The organism is Micromonospora sp. WMMD737 (assembly GCF_049179055.1).
Classification (GTDB): domain Bacteria; phylum Actinomycetota; class Actinomycetes; order Mycobacteriales; family Micromonosporaceae; genus Micromonospora; species Micromonospora reichwaldensis.
Map to the genome: position 1 here is coordinate 5,800,317 of NZ_JBMHMH010000001.1, position 21,345 is coordinate 5,821,661.

Annotated in this window: 19 protein-coding genes; 15 read left to right on the forward strand and 4 right to left on the reverse strand. The window is 71.9% G+C overall.

What is annotated here, in order from left to right; translation table 11 throughout:
* Positions 1-122 precede the first annotated feature (122 nt).
* A complete protein-coding gene (locus ACN27A_RS25870) occupies positions 123-1,757 on the reverse strand; it encodes a glycoside hydrolase family 13 protein (RefSeq protein WP_421457192.1) in 1,635 nt (544 codons plus the stop codon).
* Between the two features lie 202 nt (positions 1,758-1,959).
* Positions 1,960-3,048, reverse strand: coding sequence for a LacI family DNA-binding transcriptional regulator (locus ACN27A_RS25875; protein ID WP_132231474.1), 1,089 nt, complete (start codon positions 3,046-3,048; stop codon positions 1,960-1,962).
* A 200-nt stretch (positions 3,049-3,248) separates the two neighbouring features.
* On the opposite strand from ACN27A_RS25875, the gene ACN27A_RS25880 reads away from it, so the two are divergent.
* The 12 genes from ACN27A_RS25880 (at position 3,249) to ACN27A_RS25935 (ending at position 18,171) form a co-directional block, all read left to right on the forward strand.
* A complete protein-coding gene (locus ACN27A_RS25880) occupies positions 3,249-4,502 on the forward strand; it encodes a sugar ABC transporter substrate-binding protein (protein ID WP_421457193.1) in 1,254 nt (417 codons plus the stop codon).
* Positions 4,502-6,142, forward strand: a complete 1,641-nt coding sequence (locus ACN27A_RS25885) for an ABC transporter permease subunit (RefSeq protein WP_421457194.1) — start codon at positions 4,502-4,504, stop codon at positions 6,140-6,142. The genes ACN27A_RS25880 and ACN27A_RS25885 overlap by 1 nt, the downstream gene beginning before the upstream one ends.
* Positions 6,139-7,035, forward strand: coding sequence for a sugar ABC transporter permease (locus ACN27A_RS25890; protein ID WP_421457195.1), 897 nt, complete (start codon positions 6,139-6,141; stop codon positions 7,033-7,035). Before ACN27A_RS25885 ends, ACN27A_RS25890 begins: the two co-directional genes overlap by 4 nt.
* A gap of 221 nt (positions 7,036-7,256) precedes the next feature.
* Positions 7,257-9,068, forward strand: coding sequence for a glycoside hydrolase family 13 protein (locus ACN27A_RS25895; RefSeq protein WP_421457196.1), 1,812 nt, complete (start codon positions 7,257-7,259; stop codon positions 9,066-9,068).
* Positions 9,069-9,120: 52 nt separating this feature from the next.
* Positions 9,121-9,462: a hypothetical protein gene (locus tag ACN27A_RS25900; protein ID WP_089003690.1), complete on the forward strand. Its 342-nt coding sequence runs from the start codon at positions 9,121-9,123 to the stop codon at positions 9,460-9,462.
* A gap of 277 nt (positions 9,463-9,739) precedes the next feature.
* On the forward strand, positions 9,740-10,804 hold the full coding sequence (locus tag ACN27A_RS25905; protein WP_421457197.1) for a BMP family lipoprotein: 1,065 nt from the start codon (positions 9,740-9,742) through the stop codon (positions 10,802-10,804).
* A 261-nt stretch (positions 10,805-11,065) separates the two neighbouring features.
* Positions 11,066-12,604 carry an ABC transporter ATP-binding protein gene (locus ACN27A_RS25910; protein ID WP_421458602.1) on the forward strand — a complete coding sequence of 513 codons (1,539 nt, stop codon included), beginning with the start codon at positions 11,066-11,068 and terminating at the stop codon, positions 12,602-12,604.
* Entirely contained in the window at positions 12,601-13,962 is a 1,362-nt protein-coding gene (locus tag ACN27A_RS25915; RefSeq protein ID WP_421457198.1) for an ABC transporter permease, read from the forward strand. The genes ACN27A_RS25910 and ACN27A_RS25915 overlap by 4 nt, the downstream gene beginning before the upstream one ends.
* 3 nt (positions 13,963-13,965) lie before the next feature.
* The gene (locus tag ACN27A_RS25920; protein WP_421457199.1) at positions 13,966-15,246 is read left to right on the forward strand and encodes an ABC transporter permease; all 1,281 of its coding nucleotides are present in this window, start codon (positions 13,966-13,968) and stop codon (positions 15,244-15,246) included.
* A gap of 14 nt (positions 15,247-15,260) precedes the next feature.
* Positions 15,261-15,962, forward strand: a complete 702-nt coding sequence (locus tag ACN27A_RS25925; protein ID WP_421457200.1) for a cytidine deaminase — start codon at positions 15,261-15,263, stop codon at positions 15,960-15,962.
* 137 nt (positions 15,963-16,099) lie between these two features.
* Positions 16,100-17,380 carry a thymidine phosphorylase gene (locus tag ACN27A_RS25930; RefSeq protein ID WP_421457201.1) on the forward strand — a complete coding sequence of 427 codons (1,281 nt, stop codon included), beginning with the start codon at positions 16,100-16,102 and terminating at the stop codon, positions 17,378-17,380.
* 110 nt (positions 17,381-17,490) lie between these two features.
* Positions 17,491-18,171 (forward strand): DUF4272 domain-containing protein, encoded by a 681-nt coding sequence (locus tag ACN27A_RS25935; protein WP_132231450.1) that lies wholly within the window; start codon positions 17,491-17,493, stop codon positions 18,169-18,171.
* 17 nt (positions 18,172-18,188) lie between these two features.
* Here the strand turns inward: ACN27A_RS25935 and ACN27A_RS25940 are convergent, their stop codons facing one another.
* Together ACN27A_RS25940 and ACN27A_RS25945 are read right to left on the reverse strand one after the other, a co-directional pair.
* A complete protein-coding gene (locus ACN27A_RS25940) occupies positions 18,189-19,067 on the reverse strand; it encodes a putative RNA methyltransferase (protein WP_421457202.1) in 879 nt (292 codons plus the stop codon).
* A gap of 4 nt (positions 19,068-19,071) precedes the next feature.
* On the reverse strand, positions 19,072-19,536 hold the full coding sequence (locus tag ACN27A_RS25945; RefSeq protein ID WP_421457203.1) for a MarR family winged helix-turn-helix transcriptional regulator: 465 nt from the start codon (positions 19,534-19,536) through the stop codon (positions 19,072-19,074).
* 59 nt (positions 19,537-19,595) lie between these two features.
* Here ACN27A_RS25945 and ACN27A_RS25950 point away from each other — a divergent pair, with 59 nt between their 5' ends.
* The 3 genes from ACN27A_RS25950 to ACN27A_RS25960 are packed head-to-tail and all read left to right on the forward strand — an operon-like array spanning position 19,596 to position 21,342.
* Positions 19,596-19,796 carry a hypothetical protein gene (locus ACN27A_RS25950; protein WP_421457204.1) on the forward strand — a complete coding sequence of 67 codons (201 nt, stop codon included), beginning with the start codon at positions 19,596-19,598 and terminating at the stop codon, positions 19,794-19,796.
* Positions 19,793-20,206 (forward strand): PPOX class F420-dependent oxidoreductase, encoded by a 414-nt coding sequence (locus ACN27A_RS25955; protein WP_421457205.1) that lies wholly within the window; start codon positions 19,793-19,795, stop codon positions 20,204-20,206. The genes ACN27A_RS25950 and ACN27A_RS25955 overlap by 4 nt, the downstream gene beginning before the upstream one ends.
* Before the next feature lie 56 nt (positions 20,207-20,262).
* Entirely contained in the window at positions 20,263-21,342 is a 1,080-nt protein-coding gene (locus tag ACN27A_RS25960; protein WP_421457206.1) for an adenosine deaminase, read from the forward strand.
* The last annotated feature ends 3 nt before the right edge of the window (positions 21,343-21,345 follow it).

The window sequence follows — 21,345 nt, forward strand, 5'->3', positions numbered from 1 at the left end:
GCCGCCGGAGCGGACTCCGATGACGCCGGCGCCACCTCACCCCCCACCACAAGGGGTCGATGGCCCAGCCGCCCGTCGGCGCGGGGCACGACGGACGACCAGGTCGATGACGGGTTACCCGCTCAGCGCCGTTCGAACCAGGCCGCCGCGTCGATTCCGAGCAGATGGCCGAAGCCCTGCCCGGTGAGCGGCTCGCTGGCGGCGATCGGCACGCCGTACCCGTCGATCAGGGCCGGCGCACCGCTGATGTTGACCACGCAGGTCAGCACGGTGTCGCCGGCGGCGCGGCTGAAGGCGAGCACGCCCGGCCCGGCCTCCAACCAGGTGACTCCGCCCGCGTCGGCGGCCAGCGCCGGGTGTTCCCGGCGGATCCGCAGCGCGGTGCGGTAGAGCTCCAGCGTCGAGCCGGGCACGCCGGCCTGGGCGGCGACCGAGAGGCCGCGCCAGGTCGCCGGGGCCGGCAGCCAGCTCAGCTCGCTGCCCTGCGGCCCGAAGCCGTACGGGGCCAGCTCGCCGCTCCACGGGATCGGCACCCGGCAGCCGTCCCGGCTCTCGCCGGTGCGCAGGAACGCCGGGTCCTGGCGCAGCTCGTCCGGCAGGTCGAGCACCTCCGGCAGGCCCAGTTCCTCACCCTGGTAGATGTAGGCGCAGCCGGGCAGGGCGAGCATGAGCAGGGTGGCGGCCCGCGCCCGGCGCAGCCCTTCGGCGCCGTCGCCGTAGCGGGTGACGTGCCGCTGCTTGTCGTGGTTGGACAGCACCCAGGTGGTGGGCGCGCCGACGATCGTCGACTCGGCGAGCGCGGTGTCGATGACCTTGCGGAACGAGTCGGCCGACCAGGTCGCGTCGAGGAAGTCGAAGCTGAACGCCTGGTGCAGCTCGTCCGGGCCGATGTAGCGGGCGAGGCGCTGCGGGGTCTCGGCCCACGCCTCGGCGACCGCCATCCGGCCGCCCGGGTAGCTGTCCAGGATCGGCCGCCAGGCGCGGTAGATGTCGTGCACCTCGTCCTGGTCGAAGTAGGGGAGCCGGCCCTTGCCAAGCAGTTCCGCCTGGCGCTGACCGGTGGTCATCGAGTTGAACCCGACGTCCGGCAGCCCCTCGGCCTTGATCATGCCGTGCGCCACGTCGATCCGGAAGCCGTCCACGCCCCGGTCGAGCCAGAAGCGCAGGACGCCCTCGAACTCGGCGCGCACCTCCCGGTGGCGCCAGTTCAGGTCCGGCTGGGCCGGGTCGAACAGGTGCAGGTACCACTGGCCGTCGTCGATGCGCGTCCAGGCGGGGCCGCCGAAGATGCTCTCCCAGTCGTTCGGGGGCAGCTCGCCGTTCTCGCCCTTGCCCTCGGCGAAGAGGTAGCGCTCGCGCTCGGCGGAGCCCGGTCCGGCGGCCAGCGCCGCCTGGAACCACGGGTGCCGGTCGGAGGTGTGGTTGGGCACCAGGTCGACGATGATCCGCAGGCCGAGGGCGTGCGCGTCGGTGATCATGTTGTCGAAGTCGGTGAGGGTGCCGAACATCGGGTCGACGTCGCGGTAGTCGGCGACGTCGTACCCGCCGTCGATCATCGGGGAGGTGTAGAAGGGGGTCAGCCAGAGGGCGTCCACCCCGAGGTCGCGCAGGTACGGCAGGCGCTCACGGATGCCCTGGAGGTCGCCGACGCCGTCGCCGTTGGAGTCGGCGAAGCTGCGTACGTACACCTGGTAGACGACCGCGGAGCGCCACCAGTCGTCGTCGGAGGTCAGCGGCGTGGGGTTGCTGACGGTCATCGGTGGCGTTCCCCGTTCTGTGGCGCGGGACGGCGGCACCCGGCGTGGCGCGGGTGCGGGTGCGGTGTCTGAGCAGAATGCCGCCCGTGACTGCAAGAGTCAAGCATTCCTTGCGCAAGAAATGGCGTGGGTCACGGCGCGCGGCGACCTCGACCGCCCGGCCCTTGCGGGAGCGGGCCGTCGGGGCGGCGGGCGTGGGCGGTCAGGCCGGGACGGCGAGCGCGGGCGGGGCCGGGCGCTGCCGCGTCGGGCCGCCCGGGGCCGGCCGCGCGGCGTCGGTGGGCGCGACGGCGGTGGAGCCGCGCACCACCAGTTCCGGGCGGAACACGTATTCCGAGTGCGGGGCGGCGTGCCCGTTGATCTCGTCGACCAGGGCCCGCACGGCGGCGACGGCCATCGCGGCCACCGGCTGTCGCATCGTGGTCAGCGGCGGGTCGGTGAAGGCCATCAGCGGGGAGTCGTCGTAGCCGACCACCGACAGCTCGCCGGGCACCGACATGCCGCGCTGCCGGGCGGCCCGGATCGCGCCGAGCGCCATCAGGTCGGAGCCGCAGACGATGCCGGTGACGCCGCGCTCCAGCAGCCGGGCGGCGGCGGCCTCGCCACCCTCCACGCCGAACAGGGAGAGCTCGGCCAGCTCGTCGAGGCCCGCCTCGTCGACGCCGACCAGCCGGCCCATCGCGGCCCGGAAGCCGGCCACCCGGCGCTGCACCGGCACGAACCGGTCCGGGCCGGTGATCAGGCCGATGCGGCGGTGCCCGAGCGCCACCAGGTGGGCCACGGCCAGCTCGGTGGCCTCGCCGTCGTCGCAGGAGACGAAGGGCGCGGGGATGCCGGGCGCGTACCCGTTGATCATCACGACGGGCAGCGGGCGGGCGATCAGGGCCCGGTAGCGGTCGTGGTTGGCGGCGGTGTCCGCGTGCAGGCCGGAGACGAAGACTATTCCGGAGACCTGCCGGTCCAGCAGCATCTCGACGTACTCGTCCTCGGTGACCCCGCCGGCCGTCTGGGTGCACAGCACGGGGGTGAAGCCGCTCTGCGCCAGGGTCGACTCGATCACCTGGGCGAAGGCGGGGAAGATCGGGTTGTCGAGTTCGGGGACGACCAGGCCCACGAGGCCGGCGCTGCGCTTGCGCAGCCGGGCCGGGCGCTCGTAACCGAGCACATCGAGGGCGGTGAGTACGGCTTGCCGGGTCTCGGGGGCCACTCCCGGGCGGTCGTTGAGCACCCGCGACACCGTGGCCTCGCTGACTTCGGCCTGTTGGGCGATGTCGGACAGTCGAGCGCGCATGGGCGCACTTTAGCTCAAAGGCAAGTTCTTGCGTACACTTCTGCAAGCCCTTCCATTCTCTGCAACCTCTTGCTAACGTCCCCGCAACACGCGAGAGCAGCGGCGCAGCACGCCGAGCGCCGGTTGGCAAGAAACTTACAGAGCTTCCACTGGCGGGTCCGCCCTTCCCCCGGCGTGCCGCCATGACGACAGGAGTACCGATGCGCATCCGTACCGCGGGTGTGGTCGCCGTCCTCGGCCTGGCGCTCGCCGCCTCCGGCTGTGGTGGCGACAGCAACGACGAGCCGGCCGCGAACGAGTCCAGCAAGGCCGCCACCGGCGGCAAGCTGGTGATCTGGGCCGACGACAAGCGCGCCGCCGCCCTCAAGCCGTTCGGCGAGAAGTTCGGCAAGGAGAACGGCGTCACGGTCGAGGTCCAGGCCGTCTCCAAGGACCTCCAGACCAACTTCGTCACCGCCTCCCAGCAGGGCAGCGGCCCGGACGTCGTCGTCGGCGCGCACGACTGGATCGGCAACCTGGTGCAGAACGGCGCCATCGACCCCGTCCAGCTCGCCGCCGAGCAGAAGAGCGCCTTCAACGAGACCGCCGTCAAGGCCGTCACGTTCAACGGCCAGCTCTACGGCGTGCCCTACGCCATGGAGAACCTGGCGCTGATCCGCAACACCGAGCTGGCCCCCGAGGCGCCGAAGACCATCGAAGAGCTGGTCGCCACCGGCAAGAAGCTCAAGGCCGAGAAGAAGGCCAGCGAGATCCTCTGCCTCCAGTCCGGCCAGAACGGCGACGCGTACCACATCTACCCGCTCTACACCTCGGCCGGCGGCTACCTCTTCGGCACCGCCGCCAACGGCGACTACGACCCCAAGGACCTGGGCGTGGGCAAGCCGGAGTCGATCGCGGCGTTCCAGAAGATCGCCAAGCTGGGTGAGAAGGGCGAGGGTGCGCTGAAGCGCTCCATCACCGGCGAGAACTCCATCGCCACCTTCACCGGCAAGAAGTGCGCCTTCCTGGTCTCCGGCCCGTGGGCCATCGCCGACGCCAAGAAGGCCAACATCAAGTACGACATCTCCCCGGTCCCCGGCTTCGCCGGCGGCAAGGAGGCCCAGCCGTTCGTGGGCGTCCAGTCCTTCTACGTCGCGTCCAAGGGACAGAACAAGGCCCTGGCGCAGGAGTTCGTCGCGAACCACGTGACCACCCCGGACCTCGCCGTGGCGCTCTACAACGCCGAGCCGCGTCCCCCGGCGCTGACCGCCGCGCTCGACCAGGTCAAGGGCAGCGACCCGGACCTGGCCAAGTTCCAGGAGGCCGGCAAGAACGGCCAGGTGCTCCCGGCGATCCCGGCCATGGCCGCGATCTGGGACCCGTTCGGCAAGGCGGAGGCCGCCATCATCGGCGGCGCCGACCCGGCCAAGACGATCACCGCCGCCGGTAAGACGATCGCCGGCCAGATCAAGTAATGAGCACGTCGTCGTCCGGCCCGGGGACTGCCACGCAGCCCCCGGGCCGGGGGCCCGTACGGTCCGGGTCCCCGCGCACGTCCCGTACCGCGCGGAACCACGCGCCGATCACCCTGACGGGCCTGCTGGTCAAGGTGGTCCTGCTCGGCCTCGTGGCCGGGATCGCGGTCTGGGCGGCGTTTCCGCTCATCGAGGCAGAACTCTGGGTCGGGTTGGCGGTCCTGCTGGCGACCACCGCCGGCCTCTTCTACCTCTACCTGACCCCCCGGCACATCCCGGTCAAATACCTGCTCCCGGGCACGCTCTTCCTGGTGGCGTTCCAGATCATCCCGGTGCTCTACACCGCGAGCACCGCCTTCACGAACTTCGGCGACGGCCACCGGGGCAGCAAGGACGACGCCATCGTCGCCATCCAGAGCGGCTCGGTGACGCAGGTCCCCGGCTCGGTCCAGTACCCGCTGACCGTCGCCACGAAGGGCGACCCGGCCACCGGCGCGCTGGTCTTCCTGGTCACCGACCCGCAGACGAACACCGTCTCCGTCGGCGACACCGAGGGCCTGCGCCCGCTCGACGCCGGCAGCGTCACCGTCGCGCCGGGCGGCAAGGTCACCGCCGCCGACGGCTACCAGATCCTCAACTTCGGCGAGGCCAGCACGCGGAGCAAGGACATCACCGACCTGGTGGTGCCGACCTCCGGGGGCGCGCTGCGCTCGTCCGGCCTGTCGCGCGCCTACGAGGGCAAGGCGGTCCGGGCGTACGACGCGGGCTGCGACTGCATCCGCGACAGCGAGACCGGTAAGACCTGGACCGCCGACGGGAAGGTCGGCTCCTTCGTCGCCGCGGACGGCGAGACGCTGGCCCAGGGCTGGCAGGTCAACGTCGGGCTGCGCAACTTCGCCGACGTGCTCACCGACCCGGCCATCTCCGGCCCGTTCTTCAGCACGCTGATCTGGAACTTCGCCTTCGCGCTCGGTTCCACCGGCTTCACGTTCCTGCTCGGCATGGGCATCGCGCTGGCGCTGCACTCGCCCCGGATGCGGGGCACGAACTTCTACCGGGTGCTGCTGATCCTGCCCTACGCCATGCCGTCGTTCGCGATGCTGCTGGTCTGGCGGGACATGTTCAACACCGACTTCGGCCTGATCAACAACCTGTTCGGGCTCGGGGTGGACTGGTTCGGTGAGACCTGGTCGGCCCGGCTCGCGGTGCTGCTGGTGCAGCTCTGGCTCGGCTACCCGTACATGTTCCTGGTGACGACCGGCGCGTTGCAGGCCATCCCACGCGAGCTGACCGAGGCCACCTCGGTCGACGGGGCGTCGCCGTTCCAGTCGTTCCGCGCGGTGACCATGCCGCTGCTGCTGGTGGCGATCTCGCCGCTGCTGATCGCGTCCTTCGCGTACAACTTCAACAACTTCAACGCGATCCAGTTCGTCACCGAGGGCGGACCGTTCCCGGCGGACAACCCGACGGCCGGCGCCACCGACCTGCTGATCACCTACACCTACCGGCTGGCCTTCGGCGCCCAGGGCGCCGAGTACGGACTGGCCGCCGCTGTCTCGATCTTCATCTTCGCGATCGTGGCGACGGTGTCGGCGATCAGCTTCTCCCGGACCCGCAAGCAGGAGGAGGTGTACTCGTGAGCGTCCGCACCGAAGCGCCCGTCGCCAACCGCAACGCGACCGGACGGCGGAACCGCTGGTTCGCCCAGGTGGGATGGCGGCACCTGGTCGGCATCCTGGCGGTGGCGTTCAGCCTCTTCCCGATCCTGTTCGTCGTCTCGGCGGCGCTCAACCCGCTCGGCACGCTCTCCTCCACGGAGCTGGTGCCGACCGGTGCCTCGCTGGAGAACTTCACCAACCTCTTCGAGCGGACCGCCTTCGGCCGCTGGTTCCTCAACTCGCTGCTCCTGGCGGGGGTGGCCAGCTTCGCGTCGATCTTCCTGTCGGCGCTGGCGGCGTACGCCTTCTCCCGGATGCGCTTCGCCGGCCGCCGCGTCGGGCTGCTCTCCCTGCTGCTGATCCAGATGTTCCCGCAGTTCCTGGCGATCGTGGCGATCTTCCTGATTTTCACGAAGGTCACCGAACTGTGGCCGGTGATCGGCTTCAACACGCCGTGGGGTCTCTTCCTGCTCTACATGGGTGCCGCCCTCGGCGCGAACACCTGGCTGATGAAGGGCTTCTTCGACACGCTGCCGAAGGAGCTGGACGAGTCCGCCACCATGGACGGCGCCTCGCACGCCCAGGTCTTCTTCCGGATCATGCTGCCGCTGGTGGCGCCGATCCTGGCGGTGACCGGCCTGCTCGCCTTCATCGGTTCGATCAACGAGTTCGTGATCGCCAACGTGTTCCTCACGAACACCAACTCGAAGACCCTCGCGGTCGGCATGTTCGGGCTGGTGGCCGGCGAACGCAACAACAACTTCGGGATCTTCGCGGCGGGCACCCTGCTCACCGCCATCCCGACGGTGCTGGTGTTCCAACTCCTCCAGCGCTACATCGTCAACGGCCTCACGGCCGGGGCGGTCAAGGGATAAACCGGATAGGTGGCCGCTCCTCGCCGAGGTCGAGGCGAGGGGTGCCGCTCCGTCGCGATCAGCCGGGTCCACCGGCCGTTCCGCGACACGCAGAGCTGCGGCAAGGGCGTCGGCGTCCGACGTACACCGGAGCAGTCACGGATCGACCGCCGCGGTCGGGGAACCGGCCGCGGCGGGAGACCCATTTCTCTCCCTGTCCGACCGACGCGAAAGGCACCACCATGTCCCTGTTGCCGCACCACGACGGTTCCGCCCTGTACGTCCCCGAGCAGGAGCCCGCCCTCGGCGACGTCGTCGACGTCTTCGTCCGGGTGCCGGCCGGCGCCGACGTCCGGCAGGTGCACGTGCGCACCACCGGCGACGGCGAGCCCCGGTTCACCGAGGCGGTCGTCGACCGCACCGACGGCGCCGACGTCTGGTGGCGGGTGCCCGTCGAGGCCCGCAACCCGGTCAGCAACTACCGGTTCATGCTCACCGGCAGCCGCGGCAGCCGCTGGCTGAACGCCGCTGGCGTGGTCGGCCACGACGTGCCCGACAACGGCGACTTCAAGCTGGTCACCCACGCCGCGCCGCCCGCCTGGGCCCGCGACGCGGTGATCTACCAGATCTTCCCGGACCGGTTCGCCCGCTCCGCCGCCGCCGAGGGCCGCGAGGTGCCGGACTGGGCGATCCCGTGCGACTGGGACACCCCCGTCATCGGGCGCGGGCCCGAGACGCCCCGGCAGTTCTACGGCGGCGACCTGGACGGCGTCGCCGAGCGGCTGGACCACCTCGACCGCCTCGGCGTGAACACCGTCTACCTGACCCCGGTCTTCCCGGCCCGTTCCAACCACCGCTACGACGCGGCCAGCTTCGACACCGTCGACCCGCTGCTCGGCGGGGACGCCGCCCTGGCCCGCCTCGCCGACGCCGTACGCGCCCGGGGCTGGCGGCTGCTCGGCGACATCACCAGCAACCACACCGGCGACGCGCACGAGTGGTTCACCAGGGCCGCCTCCGACTCCTCCGCGCCCGAGCGGGAGCTGTACTACTTCGACGAGGCCACCGGTGACTACGAGTCCTGGAACGGGGTCAGGTCGCTGCCCAAGCTGAACTGGGGAAGCGCCGAGCTGCGCCGGCGCTTCGCCACCGCCGACGACTCGCTGCTGCGCCGCTGGCTGCGCCCCCCGTACGGGCTGGACGGCTGGCGGGTGGACGTGGCGAACATGACCGGGCGACGGGGCGCGGACGCGTACACGCACGAGGTGGCGGCGCTGCTGCGCGAGGTGGTCGCCCGGACCCGGGCCGACGCCCTGCTGATGGCCGAGCACGGCCACGACCACACCGGCGATCTCGACCGGAACGGCTGGCACGGCACGATGAACTACGTCGGCTTCACCGACCCGGTCTGGTCCTGGCTGCGGCACGGCGACCAGCCCGTACCGAACTTCCTCGGCACGCCGGGCGGGGTGGTGCGCCGGGACGCGGACGCGGTGCTCGCCACCATGGCCGCCTACCGCTCGCTGGTCTCCTGGCGGTCGTACACCCACTCGTGGCAGCTGCTCGGGTCGCACGACTCCGCCCGGATCCGCACGGTGGTCGGCGACGCCGCGCGGCAGGAGGTGGCCGCCGGCCTGCTCGCCACCATGCCCGGCACTCCGATGATCTTCGCGGGCGACGAGTTGGGCCTGACCGGCAGCAACGGCGAGGGCTCGCGTACGCCGATGCCGTGGCACCGGCCGGAGAGCTGGGACGCCTCGACGTTCGCCGCGTACCGCGCCCTGGTCGCGCTGCGCCGCGCGGAGCCGGCGCTGCGCCACGGGGGCCTGCGCTGGCTGCGCGCCGACGCGGACACCCTGGTCTTCCTGCGTGAGGCCCCGACGGGCACGGTGCTGGTGCTGGCCCGCCGCGCCGCTGGCGAGCCGCTGCGCCTGACCGGGCTGGGTCCGGCCGAGAACCTGTACGGCGGCGCCCCCGCCCTGCGCCCCGACGCCGACGGCGCGGTCACCCTCCCGGCGGACGGCCCCACCTTCCAGGCGTGGCGGCTGCCCTGACCCCTACCGCCCGGCTACTACAATCCGTCGTTGATGGGGGAGGATGGTGGGCGTGGAAGCTCTGAGACTGATACTTCGCTACGTCCACTTGATCGGTTTCGCCCTGCTGCTCGGCGGCGCGATCGTCCAGTACGTCAGCGGGAAGCTGCGGATCAACCCGGCCATGCTCTGGGGGTCCGTGATCATGCTGGCGACCGGGATCGGCCTCTCGGCGCCGCTGCGTGACGGCGACGAGCCGGCCCCCGCGAAACTTGTTACCAAGTTGGTGCTCGCCATACTGATCTTTGTCATGGTCTTCTTTTCCCGGAAGCGCGACGTGGTCAACCGTGGGCACTTCCTGGCAATCGTCGGGTTGACCCTGGTCAACGCGGCGGTGGCCGTCTTCTGGCGGTAACGTCACCGGCAGGGGACGACGCGCAGAACCGGACGTTCCGCGACGCCCCGCCGCGCACCCACCAGCACTGAGAGTGATCTGCCCCACCTAAGGGTTACGTAGGGGTAACAGGCACTCAACAGTCGTGCACGATTGTCGGCCGGTGGGTGGGCGCGGGCGTACGCTCCCGTCCGTAACGTGGGACGCCGGCGGCGCAGCGCAGGCCGGCTCAAAGGGCTGCCACCGTGCAGGACGCGGTGTGCAATGGGAAGGAGACGTCTTGCGCTCTGTGCGTGGGATGCGGATTGCCTCCGTCTTCGCGATGGGTGGGCTCGTGCTGAGCGCAGCCGCGTGTGGCGAGGCTCCCGAGGAGAACAACAACGCCGGCAGTGGCGACAAGAAGTACAGCGCCTGCATGGTGACCGACGTCGGCGGCATCGACGACAAGTCGTTCAACACCTCCGCCTGGAAGGGTCTGGAGGAGGCCAAGAAGGCCAACGACAACATCGACATCAAGTACGTCGCGTCGAAGGCCGAGGCGGACTACGAGGTCAACCTGACCCAGTACGTCAACCAGAAGTGCGACTTCATCCTGGCCGTCGGCGGCCTGATGGGTGACGCCACCTCCAAGATCGCCAAGGCGAACCCGAACCAGCAGTTCGGCATCGTCGACGCGAAGGTCCCGGAGACCAACGTCTTCCCGATGCAGTTCGACACCGCCCAGGCCGGCTTCCTCGCCGGTTACCTGGCCGCCGGCATGACCAAGAGCGGCACGGTGGGCACCTACGGCGGCCTGCCGATCCCGCCGGTCACCATCTTCATGGACGGCTACGCCGACGGCGTCGCGCACTACAACAAGACCAAGAGCAAGAGCGTGAAGGTCGTCGGCTGGGACAAGGCCACCCAGAAGGGCTCCTTCACCAACGACTTCGTCAAGCAGGACGAGGGCAAGAAGGTCAGCGACGCGCTGGTCGCCCAGGGCGCCGACATCGTCATGCCGGTCGCCGGCGGCGCGGGCCTCGGCACCACCGGCGCCGCGAAGGCGTCGGGCGGCAAGTACAACACCATCTGGGTGGACGTCGACGGCTGCGAGAGCACCCAGGACTGCGCGGCGATCATCACCACCGTCGAGAAGAACATCCCGGACGCCGTCAAGGAGGCCGTCGTCAAGGCCGCCGGCGGCGAGAAGCTGTCGGCCACCCCGGGCTACCTCGGCAACCTGTCGAACAACGGTGTCGGGCTCGCCCCGTACCACGAGTTCGACGGCAAGGTCCCGGCCGAGCTGAAGGCCGAGATCGACAAGCTGAAGGCGGACATCGCCGCCGGCACCGTCACCGTCACCTCCGCGGCCCAGCCGAAGTGAGGCTCCGCCGGCCACCCGTGGTGAGACGATCACCCGGGTAGGCCGGCAGGCGGTACAGCACGAAGATCCGGCCGCCCCGGCGTCGCGGGAAACCCTGCGGCGCCGGGGCGGCCGATCCGCTCCACCCGACGACGGCCCCGCGCCGCGAGCGGTCCACCGGCAGCTACGCTGCACCATCGCTTCGCACTCCAGGAGGTTGCGCTGAGACTCGAACTGCGCGGCATCACCAAGCGGTTCGGTGATCTGGTCGCCAACGATCACATCGACCTGACGGTGGAGCCTGGAGAGATCCACGCCCTGCTCGGCGAGAACGGCGCCGGCAAGTCGACCCTGATGAACGTGCTCTACGGGCTCTACCAGCCCGACGAGGGCGAGATCCTGGTCGACGGCGCGCCGCTGAAGCTGCGGGGGCCGTCCGACGCGATCGGTGCCGGGATCGGCATGGTGCACCAGCACTTCATGCTGGTGCCCGTCTTCACCGTCACCGAGAACATCATGCTCGGCGCCGAGCAGGTCCGGGGCGGCATCGCCGGCTTCCTGGACCGGCGGCGGGCGCGGCGCGAGGTCGCCGAGGTCTCCGAGCGGTACAACCTGCGGGTCGACCCGGACGCGGTGATCGAGGACCTGCCGGTCGGCATCCAGCAGCGGGTGGAGATCGTCAAGGCGCTCACCCGCGACGTCGACCTGCTCATCCTCGACGAGCCGACGGCCGTGCTCACGCCGCAGGAGACCGAGGAACTGCTCACCGTGATGCGGTCGCTCAAGGCCGCCGGCAAGTCGATCGTCTTCATCACCCACAAGCTCGGCGAGGTCAAGGCCATCGCCGACCGGATCACCGTGATCCGGCGCGGGAAGACCGTCGGCACCGCCTCCCCCGAGGCGAGCCGCGACGAGCTGGCCGCGCTGATGGTCGGCCGCAGCGTCCGGCTCACCGTGGACAAGGAGACCGCCACCCCCGGCAAGCCGGTCCTGGAGGTCTCCGGCCTGGTCGTCGACGACGACCGGCAGATCCGGGCGGTCGACGGGGTCGACCTGACCGTACGCGCGGGCGAGGTGCTCGGGATCGCGGGCGTGCAGGGCAACGGCCAGACCGAGCTGATCGAGGCGATCATGGGGCTGCGCCCGACGCTCGCCGGCACGGTCACCCTCGACGGGCAGCGGGTCAACGGCTGGTCGACCAAGAAGGTGCTGCGCGCCGGCGTCGGCTACGTGCCGGAGGACCGCAGCGTCGACGGCGTCGTCAAGGAGTTCTCCGTCGCGGAGAACCTGGTGCTCGACATCTACGACCGACCGCCCTTCGGCAAGGGCCTGGCGCTGAAGCCGGACGCCATCGCCAAGTCGGCGAAGGAGCGGATCGCGCAGTTCGACGTCCGCACCTCCTCGGCCGACGCCCCCGTCGGCACCCTCTCCGGCGGCAACCAGCAGAAGGTGATCGTGGCCCGGGAGCTGTCCCGGCCGCTGAAGCTCTTCATCGCCGCCCAGCCGACCCGCGGCGTCGACGTCGGGTCGATCGAGTTCATCCACAGCCAGGTCATCCGGGAACGGGACGTCGGCACCGCCGTCATGGTGGTCTCCAGCGAGCTCGACGAGGTGATCGGCCTGGCCGACCGGATCGCGGTCATGTACCGCGGCCGGATCATCGGCATCGTCGGCCCGGACACCCCCCGCGAGGAGATCGGCCTGCTGATGGCCGGCATCACCCCCGACGCGGCGCCCGCCGCCGCGACCGGCACGACCCCGGCCGACGGCGGTGCGGCGGCCCCCGCCGCCGAGGGCCCTGGTAGCAAGGACGAGGCATGACGAACCCGAACCCCGGGTCGGGCTCCCCGGGCAACCCGAACCCCCCGTCGGGCTCCCCGGACAAGGAGCCGGCGACCGAGGCGCAGGCCGCGCAGACCGCGCTCGGCAACACCGAGCGCGCCGGAACGGCCACCTCCCCGAAGGTCCCGGCCCCGGAGGCGAAGCCCTCGCTGGGCCGGCTGTTCCTGGACAACCTCTGGGCGGCGAACACCTTCACGGTGACCCTGCTGTCACTGGTGCTGGCGATGGTCGTCGGCGCGATCCTGATGATCGTGTCCGACCCCGAGGTGCTCGCCACCTACAGCTACATCACGGCCCGCCCGGCCGACGCGCTCAACGCGAGCTGGACGCTGGTCAGCGAGGCGTACGGCAACCTGTTCAAGGGCGCGGTCTTCGACCCGGAGGCGGTCGGCTTCCAGGCGGTGATGAGCCCGATCTCGGAGACGCTCACCTACACCGCGCCGCTGGTCTTCACCGGCCTGTCGGTGGCGCTGGCCTTCCGGGGCGGCCTGTTCAACATCGGCGCCCAGGGCCAGGCCACCATGGGCGTGATCCTGGCCGCGCTGGCGGGCTTCCTGCTGCCCCTGCCGCCCGGCCTGCACCTGCTCGTCGCGGTGCTCGCCGGCGCGCTCGGCGGGGCGATCTGGGGCTTCATTCCGGGCATCCTCAAGGCGCGCACCGGCGCCCACGAGGTGATCAACACGATCATGCTCAACTACGTCGCCACGTACTTCCTGACCTGGATCATCGTGCAGAACGGCGTCCAGGACCCGAACCGTACGGACGCGATCAGCAAGCCGGTCGACGGCTCGGCCCAGCTGCCCCGGCTGTTCGGCGACGGGCTGCGGGTGCACGCCGGCATCATCCTGGCGGTGCTGGCCACCTGGGCGGTCTGGTGGCTGCTCAACCGGTCCACGCTCGGCTTCGAGCTGCGCGCCGTCGGCGCCAACCCCGACGCCGCGCGGACCGCCGGCATCAGCGTCACCCGGACGTACGTCCTGATCATGGTCTTCGCCGGGATCCTGGCCGGCCTCGGCGGCTCCAACATGGTGCTCGGCTCCACCGCCAGCGCGCTGACCCCGCTGGTGGTCGCCCAGATCGGCTTCGACGGCATCCTCGTGGCGCTGCTCGGCCGCGTGAAGCCGTGGGGCGTTGCGCTGGCCGCGCTGCTCTTCGGCGCGCTCCAGGCCGGCGGCAACCGGATGCAGTCCTACTCGGGGATCTCGCTGGAGCTGGTCACCGTGCTCCAGGCGCTGATCGTCATCTTCATCGCCGCACCGGCCCTGGTGAAGGCGATCTTCCAGCTCCGGGCCGCCCGCGCCGCCCGGTTGCAGACGAGCCTGGCGAAGGGCTGGTAACTCATGTCCACCATGGCTGTCGAAGACGTCGCGGTCGCCCCCGTCGACCAGGGCTTCTGGACCCGTACCCGCAAGGTCGGCGCCGTGCTGCTCGCCCTCGGCCTGCTGGCGACGGTGCTGTTCGGGGCGCTCGCCACCGGCGAGCAGGCCCGGTTCACCCTCAGCGAGGACGCCGCCGGCGCCGCGCTCGAGATCCACGGCACCCTCGGCGCGATCCTCTTCGGCCTCGTCGCGGTCGCCGCCGGCGTCGCCATGCTGGCCGGGCTGCCGAAGCGCTGGTTCACCCTCGTGCTCGGCGTCGGCCTGGTCGGCTTCGTGCTGTCGTTCCTCTGCTGGCAGGTCTCCGACGCGCCGGCCGGGCAGAACTTCATGCCGCTGGTCAACATCCTCCGGGGCACCTTCATCCTGGCCCTGCCGCTGGTCTTCGGCGCCCTGGCCGGCGTGCTCTGCGAGCGCTCCGGCGTGGTCAACGTGGCCATCGAGGGGCAGCTGCTGATGGGCGCCTTCAGCGGCGCGCTCTTCGGCAGCCTCTCCGGCAACGTCTGGGTCGGCCTGGTCGCGGCGGCGATCGGCGGCGCGTTCATCTCGCTGCTGCTGGCCGTCTTCTCGATCCGCTACCTGGTCGACCAGGTGGTCATGGGCATCGTGCTCAACCTGCTCGCGGTCGGCGTCACCGGCTTCCTCTACGAGCGGCTGATGCAGACCAACGCGCAGAAGTACAACAGCGCCCCCCGGTTCAGCAACTGGGAGATCCCGCTGCTGTCGGACATCCCGCTGCTCGGCCCGGCGCTGTTCCGGGGCAACATCTTCCTCTACCTCGGCCTGCTGCTGGTGCTGGTCATCCACATCGCGCTGTTCCGCACCCGGTGGGGCCTGCGCACCCGCTCGGTCGGCGAGCACCCCACCGCCGCCGACACCCTGGGCGTCAAGGTGCTCGGGCTGCGCTACCGCAACGTGCTGCTCGCCGGGGTTGTCGCCGGCATCGGCGGCGCGTCCTACACGCTGGCGCTCTACTCGTTCACCAAGAACATGATCGGCGGCAAGGGCTTCATCGCCCTGGCCGCGCTGATCTTCGGCCGGTGGAGCCCGACGGGGGCCCTGCTCGCGGCGCTCTTCTTCGGCTTCGCCGACCAGCTCGCCACCTACCTGGGCGCCATCAACAGCGTGATCCCGAACCAGTTCCTGGCCATGCTGCCCTACCTGGCGACGATCCTGGCGGTGGCCGGGCTCGTCGGTCGGGTCCGGGCGCCGGCCGCCGACGGCAAGCCGTACATCAAGGGCTGACGGGGGAGTACCACATGGAGATCGACTGGGAGCGGCTGCGGGCCGCCGCCACCGAGGTGATGCGGCACGCGTACGTGCCGTACTCGAAGTTCCCGGTCGGGGCGGCCGCGCTTGTCGACGACGGCCGGGTGGTGGTCGGCTGCAACGTGGAGAACGCCGCGTACGGCGTGGTGCTCTGCGCCGAGTGCGGCGTGGTCTCCTCGCTGCACGCCACCGGCGGCGGCCGGATCGTGGCCCTGTCCTGCGTCGACGCCACCGGCGAGCCGCTGATGCCGTGCGGCCGGTGCCGCCAGCTCCTCTGGGAGCAGGGCGGCCCGGAGTGCCTCATCGAGGCGAGGGGTGGCCCGCTGCGGATGGCCGAGCTGCTGCCGCACGCCTTCGACGTGACCGACCTGGAGGCCGTGACGGGGGAGGCCCCGGTGCCCGTGGTGCCGGAGCGGCTGGCCGCCTGGCGCGGGCGCGGCACGGTCTTCGTGCACCCCGACCTCTCCGCCGGCCAGCAGGTCTGGACGGCCTACTGGGAGCGGTCCGCGGGCGACGACGAGGGCGCCGAGACCGGCGTGCTGGAGGAGGGCCCGAGCTGGGACGACCCGGCGGCGGCCATCGACTGGGGGCTGGCCCGTACGCCCCGGGTGGTGGTCGTGGACGCCTCGGGGGCGATCTTCTGGGCCGGCGAGGGTGAGCCGCCGATGGAGATCCCGGTTCGCTGGGGTTGAGCTTTTGGGGATCGGGCCGACCGTGGCCGGCTCCGGGCGGTCAGGCTTGATCCCTCCGCCGGGCACGGTCGGCCCGAGCCCTCGGTGGTCGCGGTCCGCGTGCCGGTATCTGCATACGACTAGGAAGATCTTTTGTGATGAGTGCTTTCACGGCGGTTGACGTCATCCGGGTCAAGCGGGACGGGGGGGTGCTCTCCGACGCGCAGATCGACTGGGTGGTGGACGCGTACACCCGGGGGGTGGTCGCCGACGAGCAGATGTCGGCGCTGGCCATGGCGATCCTGCTGCGCGGCATGACCGGGCCGGAGATCGCCCGGTGGACCGCCGCGATGATCGCCAGCGGGGAGCGGCTCGACCTCTCCGCCGTCGACCGGCCGACCGTCGACAAGCACTCCACCGGCGGCGTCGGTGACAAGATCACCCTGCCGCTCACCCCGCTGGTCGCCGCGTGTGGCGCCGCCGTGCCGCAGCTCAGCGGCCGGGGCCTCGGGCACACCGGCGGCACGCTGGACAAGCTGGAGTCGATCCCGGGCTGGCGGGCGACGCTGGGCAACGACGAGTTCACCGCCCAGCTCCGGGACGTCGGCGCGGTGGTCTGCGCGGCCGGCGCGGGGCTCGCGCCCGCCGACCGCAAGCTGTACGCGCTGCGCGACGTGACCGGGACCGTCGAGGCCATCCCGCTGATCGCCAGCTCGATCATGAGCAAGAAGATCGCGGAGGGCACCGGCGCGCTGGTGCTCGACGTGAAGGTGGGCTCGGGTGCGTTCATGAAGTCCGTCGAGCAGGCCCGCGAGCTGGCCCGGACGATGGTCGAGCTGGGCGGCGCGCACGGCGTACGGACCGTCGCCCTGCTCACCGACATGTCCACCCCGCTGGGCCTGGCCATCGGCAACGCCGTCGAGGTGACCGAGTCCGTCGAGGTGCTCGCCGGGGGCGGTCCCGCCGACGTGGTCGAGCTGACCCTGGCGCTGGCCCGCGAGATGCTCGACGCGGCCGGGCTGCCGGACGTCGACCCGGCGGCGGCTCTGCGCGACGGTCGGGCGATGGATTCCTGGCGGGCGATGATCCGCGCCCAGGGCGGCGACCCGGACGCCCCGATGCCGACCGCGAACGAGGTCGAGGTGGTCCGCGCGGACGCGGACGGCTTCGTCGCGGCGATCGACGCGTACGACATGGGGGTGGCGGCCTGGCGGCTCGGCGCCGGACGGGCCCGCAAGGAGGACCCGGTCAGCGTGCCGGCGGGGGTCGTGCTGCACCGGCGTCCGGGCGACCCGGTGCGGGCGGGCGACGTCCTCTTCGAACTGCGGGCGGAGGACGCCGCCCGGATCCCGGCGGCCCGGGACGACGCCGCGCGGGCGGTACGGATCGCGCCGACCGCACCCGCCGCGACGCCGCTGGTCATCGAGCGGATCGGCTGAGCGCGGCGGTCCCCGGGGCGGCATGGTGCCGGCCCGCTCGGACCGCTATCCTCCCTGGCCAGGGGGGACAACCGGCGCCGAGTCGTCGCGAGCAGACAGGAATTTTCGCCGTGACCGTACCTGCCCCCGATCCACGGGAGGTGCGTGAGGCGAGCCTGGACGAGCTGTCCCGGCTGGGCCTCCCGCTGCCGCCCGCCCAGTTCCCGCTCGTGTGGGAGCCCGGCGACCAGATCGAGCTCCGTCCCACCGTGGAGATCGAGGCCCGCATCGCGGTGCTGCACCTGATCCTGGCCCGCTGCTTCGGGATGCCGCCGCAGTCGGCGATGAGCTGGCTGCTCGCCTCGCACCTGGTCGAGATGGTCACGCCGCCGGAGTTCCAGTTCGTGACCGGAGGCAAGGGCGACCACCGGTCGTTCGTGCTGCACCACGACGCGCTCTTCGCGCTGGCCTGGGTGCTCGGCCTGACCAAGCAGCTCGACCCGACGCTGCCGGTCGACGAGCGGCTGGTGGAGCGGATGCCGCACATCCACGACGGGGAGACCTTCGGTCACTGGCGGGCCCGGATCCTCACCGCCCCGCAGCACCCCGCCGACGCGGCCGCCCTGCTGGACCTGCACTACTGCCTGGACTGGGCCTACCTGGAGACGGAACGGGCCGGCCGTACGCCGCCGGGGCTGGTGGACGCGAACGCCATCGGCCAGCGCCGCTGGGCCCTGGAGTGGGCGGTGATGCTGCGCGGGCCGTACCACGACGAGCCCCCCGGCTGGGAAGAGGTCGACCTCTCCACCTGACGCGGGCCTGCCCTTCCTCACACCTGAGTCGGGTGCCAGGTGGTCAGGCGTACCGCGACCGTCACCCGGACCGGTTCGGCGAGGGCGGCGACCCGGGCGGCGAGCCCGGCCGGGTCGGTGTGCCAGGCGCTGGGGCCCATCCCGACCAGCGTCGCGACCTCCGGGCCGGTCAGCGCCAGCTCCCGCCGGTGCAGGGTGGACGCCCCCGGGGTGAAGTGCCCGCCCAGGCTCTCGGCGACCCGGTCCGCCTTGGCCGGGTCCACCCGCAGCAGGCCGAGGGCGCCGACCAGTTCGGTGAGGTGGTCCTCGGCCGGCGTGACCACCAGCAGCGCGCCGGCCGGGTCGAGGACCCGGTGGAACTCCGCGCCGTTGCGCGGCGCGAAGACGTTCAGCAGCACGGCCGTGCCGGCGTCGGCCAGGGGGAGTCGCTGCCAGGTGTCGGCGAGCGCCGCCGCCGCGCGCGGGTGCGCCCGGGCGGCCCGGCGCAGCGCCGGCTTCGACACGTCCAGGGCGAGACCCGCCGCGTCCGGCAGCGCCGCCAGCACCGCCGCGAGGTGCCGGCCCGTCCCCGCCCCGGCGTCCACCACCAGGGGGTACGCCCCGTCGGCGCGTGCCTCGGCGACGTGCCGTACGGCCTGGGTCGCGGCGGCGGCGAGGGCGGCCGAGATGGGGTCGTAGTGGCCGGCGGCGAGGAAGTCGGCGCGGGCGGCCACCATCTCGGCGGTGTCCCCGGCGTGCGGGGCGCGGCCGGCGAGCAGGTTGACGTAGCCCTGGCGGGCCAGGTCGAAGCTGTGCCGGCGCGGGCAGCGCAGGGCGCGGGTGCCGCCGGTGGCGACCTCGGTCAGCGGCTCGGCGCAGACCGGGCAGCGGAGCCGGTCCACGATGCGGTGGTCCACCGGCTCATTCTCCGGGTCGGGTGAGGTGGTCGACCACCCGGTGGGTGAGCGCGTCCAGCGCGGCGACCTCGTCGGGGCTCAGCAGGTCGATGAGGTGCCGACGGACGGCCGCCACGTGGCCGGGGGCGGCTGCCTCGATGGCGCGCCGGCCCTCGGCGGTGAGTACGACGACGGCGCCGCGCCCGTCCGAGGCGCACTCCTCGCGGGCGACGAGGCCGCGCTGCTGCATGCGGGTCAGGTGGTGGGAGAGCCGGCTGCGCGACCAGAGCATCCGGTCGGCCAGCTCGCTGAGCCGCAGCCGCTGGTCGGGTGTCTCCGAGAGGTCGGAGAGCACGTCGTAGTCGGGCTCGGAGAGCCCGGCGTCGCGCATCAGCTCGCGGGCCAGCTCCAGGTCGAGCAGGCGGCGCATCCGCCGGTAGCCCCGCCAGGCGCTCTGTTCGCGCTCGTCCAGCCAGCGTGGTCGTTCCATGCCGACCATCCTAGCCATCTGGTTGACATGTCATCAACCTGCCTCCTAGGGTGAGTGACATGTCAACCAGATTGCCGGGCCGGCTGGCCCGCCTGCTGAGCGGCCTCGTGCTGTTCGGCGTCAGCGTGGCCCTCGGCAGGCTCTCGACGAACACGGGGGAGCTCGTGCCGGACCCGGGGCGCGACGCCGCCGCCTCGGTGATGCTCGACGAGCTGGCCCGGCTCACCGCCGCCCTCGCCCCGCTGCGGGTGACGGCGTGACCGCCCGGCTGTGGGAGCTGTTCGGCGAGCGCGGCCGGGGCGTGCTGGTGACCCTGCGCCGCGACGGCCGGCCCCAACTGTCCAACCTCGACTTCCTCGCCGAGCCCGGCCTGATCCGCTGCTCCACCACGGACGGCCGGGCCAAGGTGCGCAACCTGCGCCGCGACCCGCGGGCCAGCCTGCACGTCACCACCGCCGACGGCGGGGCCTACGCGGTCGCGGAGGGCGTGGTCACGCTCACCCCGCCCGCGGCGGCGCCCGGTGACGCCACCGTCGAGGAGCTGGTCGAGGTCTACCGGCGCATCCGCGGCGAGCACCCCGACTGGGCGGACTACCGGGCGGCGATGGTCGCCGACGGCCGGCTGGTGCTCCGGCTCGCCGTCGACCGGGTGTACGGCTGGCGTCCCTGACCGGATCCCGGCCGGTCCCGTCGGCCGCTTCCCGCGCGGCCGACTAGGGTCTGAGCATGGTCGCGACAATCCGTTACGAGGACATCGTCAAGGTCCCGAAGGCGCTGCTGCACGATCACCTCGACGGCGGCCTGCGGCCGGCGACGATCGTCGAACTGGCCGCCGAGGTGGGGCACGAACTGCCCACCACCGACCCCGAGGCGCTCGGCCGCTGGTTCGTCGAGGCGGCCGACTCCGGCTCCCTGGAGCGCTACCTCGAGACGTTCGCGCACACCGTCGCCGTCATGCAGACCGCGTCGGCGCTGCGCCGGGTGGCCCGGGAGTGCGCCCAGGACCTGGCCGCCGACGGGGTGGTCTACGCCGAGGTGCGGTTCGCCCCCGAGCAGCACCTGGAGCGGGACCTCACCCTGGACGAGGTGGTCGAGGCGGTGCTGGCCGGCTTCGTCGAGGGCACCGCGTCGGCCGCCGGGGAGGGTCGGCAGATCCGGGTCGGCACGCTGCTCACCGCGATGCGGCACGCCGCCCGGTCGCAGGAGATCGCCGAGCTGGCCGTCCGGCACCGGGACGCCGGGGTGGTCGGCTTCGACATCGCCGGCGCCGAGGCGGGCTTCCCGCCCACCCGGCACCTGGACGCCTTCGAGTACCTCCAGCGGGAGAACTTCCACTTCACCATCCACGCCGGCGAGGCGTTCGGCCTGCCGTCGATCTGGCAGGCGATCCAGTGGTGCGGGGCGGACCGGCTCGGCCACGGCGTGCGGATCGTGGACGACATTACGCCCGGCCCGGAGCCCGTGCTCGGCCGGCTGGCCGCGTACGTGCGGGACAAGCGGATCCCGCTGGAGCTGTGCCCGTCCTCGAACGTGCAGACCGGCGCCGCCCCCTCGATCGCCGAGCACCCGATCGGGCTGCTGCGGGACCTGCGGTTCCGGGCGACGGTGAACACCGACAACCGGCTGATGAGCGGCACGTCGATGTCCCGGGAGATGGCCCTGCTGGTGGACGCCTTCGGCTACGGCTGGAAGGAGCTCCAGTGGTTCACCATCAACGCCATGAAGAGCGCCTTCATCCCGTTCGACGAGCGGCTGAAGATCATCGACGAGGTGATCAAGCCCGCGTACGGCAAGCTGCTGGGCTGAGCG

Coding starts and splice junctions, on each gene's coding strand:
- ACN27A_RS25950 (WP_421457204.1), top strand. CDS start 19,596: ATGTCAACCAGATTGCCGGGCCGGCTGGCCCGCCTGCTGAGCGGCCTC.
- ACN27A_RS25895 (WP_421457196.1), top strand. CDS start 7,257: ATGTCCCTGTTGCCGCACCACGACGGTTCCGCCCTGTACGTCCCCGAG.
- ACN27A_RS25920 (WP_421457199.1), top strand. CDS start 13,966: ATGTCCACCATGGCTGTCGAAGACGTCGCGGTCGCCCCCGTCGACCAG.
- ACN27A_RS25870 (WP_421457192.1), bottom strand. CDS start 1,757: ATGACCGTCAGCAACCCCACGCCGCTGACCTCCGACGACGACTGGTGG.
- ACN27A_RS25915 (WP_421457198.1), top strand. CDS start 12,601: ATGACGAACCCGAACCCCGGGTCGGGCTCCCCGGGCAACCCGAACCCC.
- ACN27A_RS25905 (WP_421457197.1), top strand. CDS start 9,740: ATGCGGATTGCCTCCGTCTTCGCGATGGGTGGGCTCGTGCTGAGCGCA.
- ACN27A_RS25885 (WP_421457194.1), top strand. CDS start 4,502: ATGAGCACGTCGTCGTCCGGCCCGGGGACTGCCACGCAGCCCCCGGGC.
- ACN27A_RS25880 (WP_421457193.1), top strand. CDS start 3,249: ATGCGCATCCGTACCGCGGGTGTGGTCGCCGTCCTCGGCCTGGCGCTC.
- ACN27A_RS25925 (WP_421457200.1), top strand. CDS start 15,261: ATGGAGATCGACTGGGAGCGGCTGCGGGCCGCCGCCACCGAGGTGATG.
- ACN27A_RS25945 (WP_421457203.1), bottom strand. CDS start 19,536: ATGGAACGACCACGCTGGCTGGACGAGCGCGAACAGAGCGCCTGGCGG.
- ACN27A_RS25875 (WP_132231474.1), bottom strand. CDS start 3,048: ATGCGCGCTCGACTGTCCGACATCGCCCAACAGGCCGAAGTCAGCGAG.
- ACN27A_RS25960 (WP_421457206.1), top strand. CDS start 20,263: ATGGTCGCGACAATCCGTTACGAGGACATCGTCAAGGTCCCGAAGGCG.
- ACN27A_RS25930 (WP_421457201.1), top strand. CDS start 16,100: ATGAGTGCTTTCACGGCGGTTGACGTCATCCGGGTCAAGCGGGACGGG.